Annotated in this window: 16 protein-coding genes; 14 read left to right on the forward strand and 2 right to left on the reverse strand. The window is 41.3% G+C overall.

Features of this window, described 5'->3' with window-relative positions; all coding sequences use genetic code 11:
• Positions 1 to 3 precede the first annotated feature (3 nt).
• From P8596_RS11665 to P8596_RS11680, 4 genes are read left to right on the forward strand one after another with little or no spacing between them, the layout of a single operon-like run.
• Positions 4 to 525, forward strand: a complete 522-nt coding sequence (locus P8596_RS11665; protein ID WP_279726914.1) for a DinB family protein — start codon at positions 4 to 6, stop codon at positions 523 to 525.
• A gap of 44 nt (positions 526 to 569) precedes the next feature.
• Positions 570 to 1181: a GNAT family N-acetyltransferase gene (locus P8596_RS11670; RefSeq protein ID WP_279726916.1), complete on the forward strand. Its 612-nt coding sequence runs from the start codon at positions 570 to 572 to the stop codon at positions 1179 to 1181.
• On the forward strand, positions 1156 to 2169 hold the full coding sequence (locus P8596_RS11675; RefSeq protein ID WP_279726917.1) for a serine hydrolase domain-containing protein: 1014 nt from the start codon (positions 1156 to 1158) through the stop codon (positions 2167 to 2169). The genes P8596_RS11670 and P8596_RS11675 overlap by 26 nt, the downstream gene beginning before the upstream one ends.
• A 50-nt stretch (positions 2170 to 2219) precedes the next feature.
• Positions 2220 to 2675, forward strand: coding sequence for a GNAT family N-acetyltransferase (locus P8596_RS11680; RefSeq protein WP_279726918.1), 456 nt, complete (start codon positions 2220 to 2222; stop codon positions 2673 to 2675).
• 365 nt (positions 2676 to 3040) lie between these two features.
• Here P8596_RS11680 and P8596_RS11685 read toward each other — a convergent pair whose 3' ends face one another.
• A complete protein-coding gene (locus P8596_RS11685; protein ID WP_279726992.1) occupies positions 3041 to 4009 on the reverse strand; it encodes a sensor histidine kinase in 969 nt (322 codons plus the stop codon).
• 24 nt (positions 4010 to 4033) lie between these two features.
• Entirely contained in the window at positions 4034 to 4732 is a 699-nt protein-coding gene (locus P8596_RS11690) for a LytR/AlgR family response regulator transcription factor (RefSeq protein WP_279726919.1), read from the reverse strand.
• Between the two features lie 165 nt (positions 4733 to 4897).
• Here P8596_RS11690 and P8596_RS11695 point away from each other — a divergent pair, with 165 nt between their 5' ends.
• The 10 genes from P8596_RS11695 (at position 4898) to P8596_RS11740 (ending at position 14017) form a co-directional block, all read left to right on the forward strand.
• Entirely contained in the window at positions 4898 to 5650 is a 753-nt protein-coding gene (locus P8596_RS11695; protein ID WP_034759629.1) for an ABC transporter ATP-binding protein, read from the forward strand.
• Entirely contained in the window at positions 5640 to 6797 is a 1158-nt protein-coding gene (locus P8596_RS11700; RefSeq protein WP_224520071.1) for an ABC transporter permease, read from the forward strand. Before P8596_RS11695 ends, P8596_RS11700 begins: the two co-directional genes overlap by 11 nt.
• A gap of 77 nt (positions 6798 to 6874) precedes the next feature.
• Positions 6875 to 7108 carry a hypothetical protein gene (locus P8596_RS11705; protein ID WP_279726920.1) on the forward strand — a complete coding sequence of 78 codons (234 nt, stop codon included), beginning with the start codon at positions 6875 to 6877 and terminating at the stop codon, positions 7106 to 7108.
• A gap of 202 nt (positions 7109 to 7310) precedes the next feature.
• The gene (locus P8596_RS11710; RefSeq protein WP_279726921.1) at positions 7311 to 8240 is read left to right on the forward strand and encodes a sigma-70 family RNA polymerase sigma factor; all 930 of its coding nucleotides are present in this window, start codon (positions 7311 to 7313) and stop codon (positions 8238 to 8240) included.
• 182 nt (positions 8241 to 8422) lie between these two features.
• A complete protein-coding gene (locus P8596_RS11715) occupies positions 8423 to 8842 on the forward strand; it encodes a GNAT family N-acetyltransferase (RefSeq protein WP_224520068.1) in 420 nt (139 codons plus the stop codon).
• Positions 8843 to 8962: 120 nt separating this feature from the next.
• Positions 8963 to 9145, forward strand: a complete 183-nt coding sequence (locus tag P8596_RS11720; protein ID WP_229595114.1) for a hypothetical protein — start codon at positions 8963 to 8965, stop codon at positions 9143 to 9145.
• A gap of 184 nt (positions 9146 to 9329) precedes the next feature.
• On the forward strand, positions 9330 to 9710 hold the full coding sequence (locus P8596_RS11725; protein ID WP_254651466.1) for a VOC family protein: 381 nt from the start codon (positions 9330 to 9332) through the stop codon (positions 9708 to 9710).
• Between the two features lie 48 nt (positions 9711 to 9758).
• On the forward strand, positions 9759 to 10538 hold the full coding sequence (locus tag P8596_RS11730; protein WP_279726922.1) for an SDR family oxidoreductase: 780 nt from the start codon (positions 9759 to 9761) through the stop codon (positions 10536 to 10538).
• Between the two features lie 473 nt (positions 10539 to 11011).
• Positions 11012 to 12685 (forward strand): ribosomal protection-like ABC-F family protein, encoded by a 1674-nt coding sequence (gene abc-f, locus P8596_RS11735; protein WP_224520064.1) that lies wholly within the window; start codon positions 11012 to 11014, stop codon positions 12683 to 12685.
• A gap of 108 nt (positions 12686 to 12793) precedes the next feature.
• Positions 12794 to 14017, forward strand: coding sequence for a dicarboxylate/amino acid:cation symporter (locus tag P8596_RS11740; protein ID WP_224520063.1), 1224 nt, complete (start codon positions 12794 to 12796; stop codon positions 14015 to 14017).
• The last annotated feature ends 41 nt before the right edge of the window (positions 14018 to 14058 follow it).

A 14058-nucleotide genomic window follows, 5' to 3' on the forward strand; every position in this document is an offset into this window, starting at 1 on the left:
TCTATGGAATATAAAATAGACTCACGAAAGGGTTATAGTCCGCAAATCAGTTACCTGGTCTCTCAGATGGACTATGCCAGAAAAACGACATTGGACAGTGTGAGAGGATTAACCCCCTCTGAACTGGACTTTTTACCGTGTGAAGGTGCTAACAGTATCGGAGCTCTATTGCTCCATATGGCGGCGGTAGAAAAAGGGTTTCAAATAGAACTATTTGATGGGAGAAGGCCAAACGAACAGGAAATGGCTGAATGGGGTGCAGCCTATAGCCTAGGAGAAAAAGGTCGAAAGAATATAAATGGGAACCCTCTTGAATTTTATCTGACAAAACTTGGGGAGGTCAGAAAGAAAACATTCCAGGAGTTTTCCGTGCGTAATGATGAATGGCTCTTTGAAAGCAGATTATGGGATAATCAGCCTTCCAACCATTATTTCATCTGGTTTCATGTATTCGAGGATGAGATCAATCACAGGGGCCAAATCCGGCTGATTAGAAGAATGCTCACTGAAAAGAATGCATTTTGATCCAGTTGTTGTGATTTGGTAGCCTAATTCAGGGGTGAACGACTATGAATAGAATTGAAATTTGCAGACCAAAATCAACCGATAAACAAAAACTGACCCAATTTTTTACAACGGTTATTCAAGATACCTTTGCCAAAGAAGGGATCTCTTTGTTCCATGAAGATTTAAAGAATGAACTAGAAACCAAGAATGCCTACTTACAATCTGACTTTGATAGTAATGGGACAGAACGGTATTTCCTAATAGCAAAAGATGGTCAAGAGATAGTAGGTACCATCGAATACGGTCATTCCACTGAGCTCATCAATCGCACTACCGGTGGCGCTCTAAGGGATGTATATGAGATAGGAACGGTTTTTGTTCATCCCGGTTACCAAAGATGTGGGATTGGTTCGCTCCTTTTGAACACGATGCTTCTTACGTTTCTAAATCGGGGGATTGAAGAGTTTTGCATGGATAGTGGATATGCTAGCGCTCAAACGATATGGACAAGAAAATTGGGATATCCCGATTATTGGTTGAAGGATTACTGGGGTGAAGGTTCGGATCACATGGTTTGGAGAAGGAAAATGAAAGATGTTCCCATCATTTTCAGGGGAATTCTTAATGATAAAAATAGTGGGGGATCCTATGAAACCACAAACGATCAACTTTGAAAAAAAAATGAAAGATCACCAGATTGTCGGAGTCAGCATGGCTACAATTGAAGGCGCCTGCATCAGTAAAACCGACTGCTTTGGTTTTCTTGAGGTAGGAACAAATAGACGAGTGGAACATGACTCAATCTTTCATGCGTGTTCAATCAGTAAGTTTTTCACCTCCATGTTAGTGATGACTTTATCTGAACAGGGCATTCTGGATATAGATAGAAATATTAATGAGTACCTGTCATCATGGAAAGTTCCCGGGAATTCTCTCGGAATCATAACATTGAGGCATTTACTCAGTCACCATTCAGGAATTGTGGATCCGGAAGGCTCTTTTTCTGAAATCTTATCTATGTCTGATACCCCTTCCATGGTCGACATCTTGGAAGGGAAAACACCCTATTGTGAGATTCCAATCGAAGTGAAATATAAGCCTGGAAGCGAATTTTCCTATTCCGATGCCGGCTTCTGCGTCATCCAGCTTGTGATAGAGGATATTATGGGAGAATCATTCGAAGGGGTAATGGAAAAATATTTATTCCTGCCCCTACAGTTAAAGAATAGTACTTTTCAGCTGCCGGCATCCAAAGATCAGTTCTCCTGTGGCCATACCAAGGATGGTGGCTTGGTAACCGGAGAATACCCCATATACCCCTATCCTGCAGCTTCAGGATTATGGACCACCCCAACGGATGTTGCTCTATTGATTACTGAATGGATGAAAGCAATCAAAGGCGAAAGTAATCTTCTCTCTTCGGTCAGTGCTAAAGAGATGATTGCCCCTCAATTTGAAAAAGAGTGGATGGGGCTTGGTGTTTTTCGTGATACTCATGAAAAAGGGTTAGAAGTTTCCTCACTGGGATGGGGAGTCGGCTTTCAAGGTATGATGGTTGCATATCCATATGAAGAAGCGGGTCTCGTGATCATGACGAATACAGACACAGGTATCCATCAGCTAAAGGGGCTCATTGGTGAAGTATACAGAGCATATTATTAATAGTTCTAAAAATGGAGAGATCCATTTGAAAAGAATTGGGGGAACTGAAAATGTATCAGTATTTCAACGGTTTTGTCATTCGAGAAGGAACGGAGGGAGTGCCTGAACATTATGTTGAAGCATTATTTGAAGATGCCGGTTGGGCTAGAAACACACCTTCATGGCAGAAAGAAAAGTTTTCCTTGATATTCACTAACTCGACCTGGGCATTCACGGTTTGGGATCAAGACAAGATGATTGCCATGGTCAGGGTCATATCAGACAAGATCATGGCCGCCAATATCATGGACCTAGTGGTATTATCAGAATATCGGGGCAGGGGGATAGGGAAAAAACTTGTTGAGCTCTGTGTAAACAAATTACCACATGGAGATTGGTTTGCCCATACCTCTGCAAACAATTTTAAGTTCTATGAAACCTGTGGATTCGAGGTGAAAGACTTAACTGAAAATGGCACATGCGCGTACTATGGTTATATTCAAGCGCGCAGAGATGGTCATCGATAAATGCCTTGATCATTTATTTGTTTTTTAGTTGTATATGAAACAAAAAAAGGCTCGTACTACCAAGCCTTTTTCTCAAGTCAATTAAACAATTAATCCTAGAAATTTTTATTTTTTTTCGCTTTTTTTCTAAAGTAACTAATCGTTATTCCAATAATGACCGCAATAATTAATAGAGGAATAATTATAAACAAAACAGCTCCAGATGCTCCACTCATTGAGGTTCCTCCTCTCGATTCATTCATAAAAATATTCCCCTCTACAAGTTTGCTGAAACGTATGAATGTGTTTTGTTTATGAAAATGAATGTTCAGATGTTACAACCTTTACCATTTCGTTAGCAATATCTATTGGTCAATTGGGTTTCCCTAATGAATCGCCGGGATTTTAATTTTCACCGTAAATTCTTCTTCCTTATACACAAAATCCAGAAAACCATTATACTCTTTTACGGTTTCCTGAATGATCTTGGTGCCAAGACCTTCGTGGCCTTCCTTTGTTATATGTCCGTAGCTTTGATACAGTTCATCAAGGATCGATGGCGATATCGGGAGGGAAGGGTTCTTGCAAACCAGCATATAAAGCCCGCTTCGTTTATAAAACTGGAGGCTGACGCTTGCTCCATTATCGTAATGTTCAAGCCATTCGGCTGAAGCCTCAATACTATTGGACAACAGATTCCCAAGGAGTGTCACTATTTTCTTATCTGGGAGGGGCAACGTGGAAATGGGCATATCTACATCATATATCATCGTCACCCCGCAAGTCTTTCCTCGATTGTACATCTGGTGGAGAATTCCGGCCACACTTCCACGTTCCCCTTTAATGGAAAGGTTGGTTTCTTCATACCCGTCCACCAAATCGTCTAAATAGGCAGCTGCCTCTTCGTGATGGTGATGTTCGAGCATATAGTGAATGGACGAAATATGTTTGAGGAAATCATGCCGCTCACTTCGTACAACCCGAAATGTTTCGGATAAATGAAGTCGTTCCATCTCGAACTGCTCAATATCATTCTGAAGCCTAATAAATTTGGAGGAGACATCCCATCGGAACAACTCAATCCCGATAAAAATCATAAAAAAGATCGGTGGTAACCATGTCGAATCAATGATCAAATACGGAAGTAACAGAAATAGTTGTGTGAGGGAAAGCAGGTTACCCCATTTCTGATTGAATCCAAAAGACTGTATTTTCGTTTTTCTATAACACAGATACGTTACGAAAAAGACTGCTGCATAAGTGAAATAAACGGGCAGATCCCATTGTAGGTTCGTTAATAATGCGTGAATATGTATAAAGGCAAATAGGGAAAGAATTAACCAATAAATTTTCATTTGTTTCACACCGGGGTCCACCTTTTAGAAATAATGTTGTTGCAGATACTCTACTTTTTCCTTTGTGATCATTGCCTGTGCCTCGATTCCTTCAAATGTAATCACATATGAATTCTTCGCATAGAGTGAGAAATTCTTTACAAAGTGTATATTGATGATGAAGGAACGGTGGGAACGGATAAAATCCCTTTCCCGTAATTCACCTTCTAATTCATTTAAGGTCAGATAGGTTTTGATGCTTTCCTCTTTCGTGTAAATCGTCGTTGCCCGGCCAGATCTTTCAATGAAGACGATATCTTTCTTTTGAATGATATGAATATCATTTTTTTGCTTTAAATAGAGTCGGCCCTTCAATTCTGCCGTTCTCGACTTTTCCATAAGTCGCTCGATGGATTTCATCAGGCGATCATTTGTATATGGCTTCATAATATAGTCATGGACGTTCAATTCAAAGGCATGGACAGCATATCCACTGTTTGCCGTCACGAAGATCACCGATATGTTGAGAGCATGTGAGTGGATGATGTCTGCCAATTCATATCCGGATAGGTGGGGCATCTCAATATCTGCAATCAATACGTCGATGGTTTCTTTCTTGATTTGGTCATAGGCTTCCTCGGCGGAGGTGGTGGAAAAGACGATTTCCAGTCCCTCGGCACGGGAAACGATGCCATTTAATTTATCTAAGTCAATCATTCGATCGTCTACGAGACCAATCTTCATTTCCATTCCCCTCGCATCTTCTGAAGTTCTCCTTCATTTTACCATCTTTCATGAAGAATTTGGCATTTTCACGACAAGAAAAGGACATTTCACGACATAAGTAAAGATTCCATCACCAATTATTTGTAAGATGACATTACAATCATACTTAATGAGGTGAGAAAATTGATTTATATTCATGAAGTTACAAAACAGTTTAAAGATAAGAAAAAATATGTAACCGCATTAAAACATGTTTCTCTTTCGATTCAAAAAGGTGAAGTGGTCGGGCTGTTAGGCGAAAATGGTGCCGGAAAGACGACACTTCTTAGAACGATTGCCACCTTATTGACACCCACCGAGGGTTCAATAGAAGTTGCAGGTCACGATACCTTAAAAGAACCAAACGAAATCAAAACCAAGATCGGTGTATTATTTGGTGGGGAAACCGGTTTATATGACCGATTATCTGCAAGGGAGAATCTTCAATACTTTGCTCGATTATACGGATTAAGCAAACATGAAACAAAGGTGAGAATCGACGACCTCTCCCGGATGTTCGGGATGAGAGACTATCTTGACAGAAGAGTGGGAGGTTTCTCCAAAGGTATGCGTCAGAAGGTAGCCATTGCCAGAACCCTGATTCATAATCCCGAAATCATTTTGTTTGACGAACCGACGACTGGTCTCGACATCACTTCTTCGAATGTATTCCGCCAACTTGTACATCAATTAAAACGAGAAGGAAAGACCATCCTCTTCTCCAGTCACATCATGGAAGAAGTCTCCATGCTATGTGACAAAGTAGCCATGATGCATAAAGGGGAATTGGTGTACCAGGGGGATATCGAAGAATTATATAAGACTGAAAAGAGCAGGGATCTTAATTATATCTTTATGAGTAAACTGGTGAGAGGGGATGAACATTATGCTTCTTAGTATCTATTTAAAAGAATTGAAAGACAGCTTCAGAGACAGGAGAACTCTTCTTTTGACCGTCTTTCTTCCGATTTTTATGATGAGTGGACTCGTTTTCTTCTATGAAAATATGGTTTCAAGTGGAGAAGGTGAAACGTATGCCCTCGCAGTCGACTCCAATGTCAGTAAGGACGTCACTCAAATTTTCTCAGGAAATGAAACGATTGAATTAGTGAAAACAGACGATCCCAGGAAAGCCGTTGAAGAGGGAGAAGCACTTGTTGCCATGATTGTGAGCAGTGATTTCATTCAAAATATCAATGAAGGAAAGCAAGCTGATATCACCTTGATCGGAGATTCCTTCAGCCAGAACTCCAGCAACCTGATGAATGCAGTTACCAACTCTCTCACCGCCTTTGAGAAAGTGGTTACGTCAGAAAGGTTGAGAGCTGAAGGGACGGACCTTTCTGTCATTCAGCCATTCACCATCACAAAACAGGAAGTGTCAGATGAAGAGGGGAGTATGTTCCTGTTATCTTTTCTTGTTCCGCTAATCCTGGCTATATCCATAGGAGTGGGAACCGCCCCATCGGCAGCTGACTTATTTGCTGGGGAAAAAGAAAAGAAAACGATGGAAGCATTACTCATGACACCCGTCAAACGCTCCACATTAATGCTTTCTAAATGGTTGACCATTGCTTCAGTAGGTGTCATTACAGGTCTTGTCACGCTTATTGTCCTCGCGATGGAGATCAGCCTGTTTACAGAAAACTTAAAAGAAGCCGTATCCTTTGGAGAGAATGTCTATGTCATTATAGGGATTTCCCTACTGCTAACTATTGTGTATGCCGTGTTCATCGCTTCCCTGCAGATGATCACAAGCATTCTGGGGAAAACCGTTAAAGAAGCCGGTAGCTACAGTGCGCCAATTATGATGCTTGCGGCGTTTCCAGGCATGATTATCACAAATGTCGGACTAAATGAGCTCACCTTCAAACATTTTGCCATACCGATTCTAAACTTATTCAGCCAATTTAAAGAACTGTTGATGGGTGTGGTCGATTATCAGCACATCGCGATTACGATAGGAAGCAATCTGGTGATCATGGTAATCATCTTTGCCATTGGCAGAGTTCTATTTATGAAGGATAAATGGGTGATGAATTAATAAGAAATGATACAAACACGGCTCTAATCCTAAAAAGAAACAACACGAACAATTATGAAAAGAAGGGAAAACAAGGGATGGACAATATCGATAAACGAAACCGACTGGATGATTCTCCTTTTCAATACCGGGTCCTCAAAGATCAAACCGTATTTATCGAGTATGAAGGTAAGCAGGTGAAAAGCTTAAAAGGAAGAGAAGCGGATAAATTCTTGAAGAAAATGAAAGAAGCCCATGATGAAAAAGGGATGCAGTTAATTATGGCAAAAGTGACGGGTAATTTTAAAAGGGGAAATGAACAGAAGAATTGAATGCACATATTAGTAATCAATTTTTATAGGAGGATTTCCTAATCGGGGAGTCCCTCTTTTTCTATTATGCTAGTATTTTGAATATTATGGTAAAATATAAAGGGATATATAGTTTTTTTCAAAAAATATTTTGGTTGTTTCCGTATAATTTTGCATTGTCTAAACGTTTTACATATGAATGATCAAATAGAGGGGGATGACCATGCAGGGAAAAATGAAAGAATCTTTTACGGAAAAAAACAGGGAATTGGCGATGGAATTCCATTCCATGATCGAAGAATTCAAAGAAGGCTTGTGGAGGTATTGTCGTTATTTAACGGGCTCACCCTGGGATGGAGAGGATTTATTTCAAGATACCATGCTAAAAGCATTCGGAGGTTATTACCAGCGTTGGCACCCGACTAACCCGAAAGCCTATTTGTATCGAATGGCGACAACCACGTGGATTGACCAGTGCCGTAAAGAAAAAAGACATGTCGGTCTCCTTGAGGAAGATGAACTTCCTCAAGAAAACTTCACAGATGGTCTGGAGGCAGAGGAAGCCTTACACATCCTTTTTGATCTTTTTTACCCGAGGCAGGTGTCGGTCTTTCTGTTAAAAGAAGTGTTCAGATTCGATGCCAGGGAAGTGGCAGGGATGGTCAGGACCACTCCGGGAGCGGTCTATGCAACGGTCCGTCGGATGAAAGAGAAGTTGCAATCTGTCGACCTACTCGAGAGCAAGTCTCAACATCCGGTATCTGACACTCATCCTGTCATCCAAGCCTACCTGAATGCAATGAATGAAGGTGATATTGAAGCTGTTATGGCATTAATCAGTGAAGAAGCCCACAATGAGGCTGTCCTCGGTTTCCAGGAATACAGCAAGGGGGAGATGCGTTCCGGATCCATGAAATATGGTCTCCCTGGTATGAGGGCTGTGGAATACTGCTTATGGGGCCGTCATGTCATAGTCATGCTTTCTGAGGGTACGAATGGACCTGAAATTCATGATATCCAGTACCAGGAAGTGGAGAATGGGAAGATTGTGCACCATATTAGTTACTACTTTAGAAAAGAATTGATATTTGCCGCTGGTGAAGAATTAGGGATTCCACCTCAAATCGACAAGCCTGTAGTGGAATGGAATTGATAGGAGTAAAAGAAGCCAATCTGATGATTGAGCTTCTTTTTTTAAAAACATCCGAGTGGATGGATAATTATGTTAAAGTAAAGTCATAACTTTCTTTTATTTTTTGATGAACGTTGGAATGAAGTATTTTGGTAGAGAGTTAGAGAGATTTTATCGGACTAAACAATGGGAGGAAATTCAAGATGCAAATACGCTTGAAAAATGAAAACCACATAGAAATAAGGGCATACGAAACGGAGGACTTTTTCAATATACATACTTTAAATAGAGAAGAAAAATGGAATAATCTAGTGGAAAACATGGAAAGTACAAAGGATGCTTGGGAGCATTCGAACATTGCATATGTAGCAGAGTGTAATGGGCGTGTCATCGGCTATATCCGAGGACTTACGGATCAATCTGTAACATTGTTTATTTGTGAACTGCTGGTCCACGCAGATTTCCGCGGGTTGGGAATCGGAGATGCTATGCTCAAATACGTTCATGGGCTATTTCCAAAGACGAGAATTGAGATGCTGACCAACACGTCTTCTCATACCTATTATGAACAAAAAGGATACAGACCGTTTTATGGATTCAGAAAGACCTTCGCGGAACATTAATCAGATATATTTTCCAAGACTGCTACGAACGAATAACCATTTTCACTGCCTGATCATATCTGAAACGAGGACTGCATTTGAATTCCATCCTCAACATATGATGATAAGGGGGAGATATAAATGCTGTGGTTTTTTGTTTTAATTGCAGGAACCTTAGTATTTGCGTTAGCCATTGACATCAGACGCAAGCGAAGAGGGAACGACCGCCACACACCTGGCATAGACCCCGGAGCGAAACCAGGGGAAGACCGTAACTACACCATGGGTGGCGGACGGGATTCAGGTGGAGGGACAGGGCAATGATGGGACCCTGGCAAACTTGAAACTTTCACCATTTCAGAAAGTCCAGTTTAGGTTGACTGGGCTTTTTGTAATTTCAAACTAGTTCTTCACTTTAGAAATCTATTTGAAATCTATAAAAAGATTGCCAGAAATAAAGTGGTTTGAAATAATTGGTAGAAATAGATCGTTAAGGGAGGTTTTTGAATTGAAATTAACACATACCAGATTATTGGTGGACAATTATAGAAAATGCTTTCTTTTTTACAGAGACGTCCTGGGCTTTGAAGTATCGTGGGGTGATGAAAACTCCCTGTATGGACAATTTAAAGTTGGACAAACACACTTAGGGATATTTGAGAGGAAACAGATGACGGATGCCCTCAACTCCGGATACATTGTAGGAGGGGAGCAAGGTGAACGTTTTGCTTTAATTTTTGAGGTGGCGAGTGTCGAGGATACATATGAAAAACTGAAAGAAAAGGTGGAATTCATCACCAGTCCCATGGAGAAATTGGAGTGGGGGATGAAGGTCGCTCATTTTCGTGATCCTGAGGGTGCGTTACTGGAAATCTATGAAAATATTTAGGGGACTAACGAGTATCTTTTCTTCTATTAATAGGAGGTATAACATATTATGACCAATCTGACAGGTAAAATAGCCATCGTGACGGGAGCAAGCCGGGACAAGGGCATTGGGGCAGCCATTTGTCGTTCGCTTGCACGTGCAGGTGCTGATGTCTTTTTTACTCATTTGAGTTCATTTGATGATATGAGTGGAACAGGAGTAGAACATAGCTTTCCTCAACTTCTATGTGAGGAGTTACTCAATACGGGAGTGCGTGCTGCTCATATGGAGCTGGATCTAAGTGATGAAACAGCTCCTTTACGATTGATGGACCAAGTACAGGAAATTCTAGGCACACCTGCAATATTAGTGAACAATGCAACATACGAAGCGCCGGCAAACTTCCGTACACTTGATAAAAGCATTCTTGATAAGCATTACCAGGTGAACAATAGCGGTACTATATTGTTAACAATGGAATTTGCAGGGCGATATGAGCGCGCTTTCCCGGGGGACAGTCATGGTCGGATTATCAACATGGTTTCTAAAGGACCGGACCCAAATAATTTAGCATATATTGCGTCAAAAGGAATGTTGATTGCCATAACGGAACCGCTATCAGTCGGACTTGCTCCTGTTGGGATCACAGTAAATTCAATCGATCCCGGCCCGACAGATTCAGGGTGGATCACTGATGAAATCAGAAATCATTTGCTCCCCATGTTTCCAAGCGGCCGTATCGGGGAACCAGAAGACGCTGCAAGACTGATCAACTTCCTTGCCAGTGAAGAATCCAGATGGATTACAGGACAATTGATCAAATCAGAAGGCGGCTTTATAGGCAAGTGATGGTTTTAGAGAGGGACGGACCTGACTTTTAGAAATATAGGTCCGTCCCTCTATTTACAAAATTATCTAATAATGAGATAATAATGAAAATGTTGCGGGGAGGGATAGTAAGTTTATGGAACCAACTAATTGCTGATTAATTTATTTTTAAATTAATACGGATTTTGTATGGAGCTAAAAGTGCCTATGGAAGATGGGTTTATTTGTTATGCTCTTTATGGGATCAGGCAATTAGAAGGAAACTTACTTTCCTGATATCAAGTTGATATTTTCATGAAGAGGAATGCGACGTCAGCAGTAATTTGTATGACTTGGTGTGTCTTCTTTATGGATCAGATGTTGATTATGATACAAGACTGTAGGAAGGATTCCCTTCTTATGGTCTTTTTTTATTGCATAAGTGAATAGAAGTAAGCCTTTTTTAACCTGTCCATAACTAGCGTAACTTCATGTTAATGAAAGAAGGGACGTATATGTTGGAGTTAAAAGTTAATGGAATCAAAAAATATATGGAAGCGACACTTGTTGTTGAAGATGTTTCAATTGAAGTTTTTCAAGGAGACAAAGTGGGAATCGTCGGGGAGAATGGATCCGGAAAAAGTACAGTCTTAAAGGTGATTGCAGGCATAGAGCCCATGAATTATTATCCTGGGTACCCCCAGACTTCAAGCTACGGATACGATGAAGGTCTCATCCACATCTCGAATGGCGCAACTAGTGCCTACCTTGAACAATCGCCAAAATACCCAGCAGGATTGAAGGCGAGGGATGTCCTTTATTCAGCATTTGAGGAAGTGGATCGAATTGAATCAGATATGCGCAAATTGGAACATGACATGAGTGTGCTGGAAGGGAATGACCTTGCTAGAGCAATGGACCGATATAGTAACCTCATTCAATTATTTGAAGTAAAGGGTGGTTATGAGAGGGATGAGAAGGTAAGCAAGGTCTGTACGGGACTGCAGCTTACAGAAAGCCTGTTAGAGCGTGACTTTGACTTGTTAAGCGGAGGAGAAAAAACAACCGTCGGGTTAGGGAAGCTGTTGATCCATCAGCCGGACATCCTGCTCCTGGATGAACCGACGAATCACCTGGATATGTCATCGATCGAATGGCTGGAGGGTTACCTGAAGAGCTATAAAGGTATGGTCCTCATTGTCTCCCATGATCGCTATTTCTTAGATAATGTAGTCACCAAAATTGTGGAAATTGAAGATAAGAAATCGATTTCCTATAAAGGGAATTACAGTTCTTTTGTGCTTCAAAAAGAAGAGAATATGAGAATCCAATACGAACATTTCAAAGAGCAGCAAAAGAAGATCAAACGATTGGAAAATACGGTCATAAGCTTACGAGATTGGGCAATGAGAGCGGATAATACGAAGTTCTTTAAAAGGGCCGCAAGCGTTCAGAAAAAGTTATCCAAGATCGAGCATATCGATAAACCCGTTTTTGAAAGAAGGAACATGCAGCTTGACGTGAAAGCTTCGGGAAGATCGGGTAAAGAGACCATTAAAGGAGTTGGATTGTCGAAACAGTTTGGGGATAAATTGATATTTACCAATAGTGATATCATGGTGCGTCACGGAGAAAGAGTGGGAATGCTTGGGCCAAATGGATGCGGAAAAACCACTTTTCTAAAGATGCTCATCGGCGAAGATCAACCTGATGAAGGCGTCATCCAGTTTGGAGCAAATGTAAAATCGGCCTATTTACCTCAAATCATTACATTTAAGAACGAAGAAGCCACCGTTCTAGATGCTTTCCGGGAAGACATCTTTATTCTGGAAGGAAAGGCGCGGGAATACCTTTCAAAGTTCATGTTTTACAAAGGAAGTGTGTTCAAGAAAGTAAAACACCTTTCAGGGGGAGAACGAATCCGATTAAAACTTGCTCAGTTACTGTTTAAGGATATTAATCTATTGATTCTGGATGAACCGACGAACCATCTGGATATCGATACGATCGAAACGATTGAGGAAGCCCTGGACGAATTCAGTGGTACCATTTTCTTCATCTCCCACGACCGCTACTTTATCAATAGAATGGCACAAAGGATCATTGCCGTTGAAGATTACACATTAAAAAGCTACAGTGGCAATTATGATGATTATAAAAGTGAAATGGAAAAGCGGAGAAAAGAGTAAGAGACTTTTAATTGTGGGGGACGGACCTTGAAAACAAGGTCCGTCCCTATTCCTGTAAAAGTGATATAATGAATATCTGAAAAAAATATAGGTAAGGACGTAGATGAAATGAAGTACATATGGAAGCAATATATGAAAGTGCCTTTTGTTTTGAAGATGTCCGTCGGGTTCCTTTTAGGGATCATCGTCGGTCTTGTCTTTAAATCAGATGCTGAGATTCTGAAACCATTTGGGACGGTGCTTATTCACCTTCTTAGCTTGATTGCCATTCCAGTGATATTCCTCACCGTAGTGCAAGCAGTGAACAAGATGAGTATGAGGCAGCTTGGTCGGATGGGGTGGAAGCTGATTCTTTATTATGCAGCCACCACGGCAGCCGCTGTCTTCATCGGACTTGGTTTGGCGTTCCTGTTCAACCCTGGAACCAATTTGGAACTGCCTAATACGCAAGTGGAAGAACCGCAAGCACCGCAGTTTGGGGATGTTTTGCTGCAAATTATTCCTGATAACCTGTTCCAGGCTTTTGCCGGGGGGGATACACTGGCCATTATGTTCCTGGCCATCATCATGGGGATAGCCATTTCATGGATGAAATTTTCTGCAGATAGTAAGATGCAGGAATATGGGGGACTATTGGATAAAGTTTTTACAGCCTTTAACGAAATGTTTTATATCCTTCTTAGAGGGGTGTTGGCTTATGCTCCCATCGGGGTGTTTGCCATCAGTGCGGCTACATTTGGTCAGCAGGGGTGGGAAACAATCCAATCCCTACTGAAGTTTGTCGGGGTCTTTTATCTTGGACTTCTTCTTCTTTGGGTTGTCGTATATGCTGGATTCTTAAAGTTGACAGGTAACTCTGTCATCACTTTCTTCAAACAGACGAAAGAAGCATACAGCACTGCTTTCTTTACATCAAGCAGTATCGCATCTTTACCGGTAGCCATTCAGTCTGCCAAAAAAGCGGGGATCTCTGAGAAAACGGCGAATTTCGCGTTACCATTAGGCGCTATCTTTAATTCAGACGGTGGAGCTTTACGAATGGGTGTATCGATTGTATTCGCAGCAAATGTGACGAACCTGCACCTTTCCGTTACCGACCTGTTGATGATTGTGCTGGTCGGGACTTTACTGTCTATAGGAACATCTGGAGTTCCTGCTGCAGGGTTGGTTACATTATCTGCGGTCTTAACGATGTTCGGTTTACCACTCGAAATAGTCGCCCTCATTGCAGGAGTCGATGCCATAATTGGAATGGGTGGAACAGCATCTAATGTAACCGGCGACATTGTCGGTGCAGCTGTCGTAGATCGCTCAGAAGAAAAAAACGGCTAAACAAAGAGGGACGGACCTTGAAAACAAGGTCCGTCCCTCTA

It is taken from the genome of Rossellomorea sp. DA94, assembly GCF_029834455.1.
Classification (GTDB): Bacteria; Bacillota; Bacilli; order Bacillales; family Bacillaceae_B; genus Rossellomorea; species Rossellomorea vietnamensis.

Coding starts and splice junctions, on each gene's coding strand:
- P8596_RS11665 (WP_279726914.1), top strand. CDS start 4: ATGGAATATAAAATAGACTCACGAAAGGGTTATAGTCCGCAAATCAGT.
- P8596_RS11670 (WP_279726916.1), top strand. CDS start 570: ATGAATAGAATTGAAATTTGCAGACCAAAATCAACCGATAAACAAAAA.
- P8596_RS11675 (WP_279726917.1), top strand. CDS start 1,156: ATGAAACCACAAACGATCAACTTTGAAAAAAAAATGAAAGATCACCAG.
- P8596_RS11680 (WP_279726918.1), top strand. CDS start 2,220: ATGTATCAGTATTTCAACGGTTTTGTCATTCGAGAAGGAACGGAGGGA.
- P8596_RS11685 (WP_279726992.1), bottom strand. CDS start 4,009: ATGAAAATTTATTGGTTAATTCTTTCCCTATTTGCCTTTATACATATT.
- P8596_RS11690 (WP_279726919.1), bottom strand. CDS start 4,732: ATGAAGATTGGTCTCGTAGACGATCGAATGATTGACTTAGATAAATTA.
- P8596_RS11700 (WP_224520071.1), top strand. CDS start 5,640: ATGCTTCTTAGTATCTATTTAAAAGAATTGAAAGACAGCTTCAGAGAC.
- P8596_RS11705 (WP_279726920.1), top strand. CDS start 6,875: ATGGACAATATCGATAAACGAAACCGACTGGATGATTCTCCTTTTCAA.
- P8596_RS11710 (WP_279726921.1), top strand. CDS start 7,311: ATGCAGGGAAAAATGAAAGAATCTTTTACGGAAAAAAACAGGGAATTG.
- P8596_RS11715 (WP_224520068.1), top strand. CDS start 8,423: ATGCAAATACGCTTGAAAAATGAAAACCACATAGAAATAAGGGCATAC.
- P8596_RS11720 (WP_229595114.1), top strand. CDS start 8,963: ATGCTGTGGTTTTTTGTTTTAATTGCAGGAACCTTAGTATTTGCGTTA.
- P8596_RS11730 (WP_279726922.1), top strand. CDS start 9,759: ATGACCAATCTGACAGGTAAAATAGCCATCGTGACGGGAGCAAGCCGG.
- abc-f (WP_224520064.1), top strand. CDS start 11,012: ATGTTGGAGTTAAAAGTTAATGGAATCAAAAAATATATGGAAGCGACA.
- P8596_RS11740 (WP_224520063.1), top strand. CDS start 12,794: ATGAAGTACATATGGAAGCAATATATGAAAGTGCCTTTTGTTTTGAAG.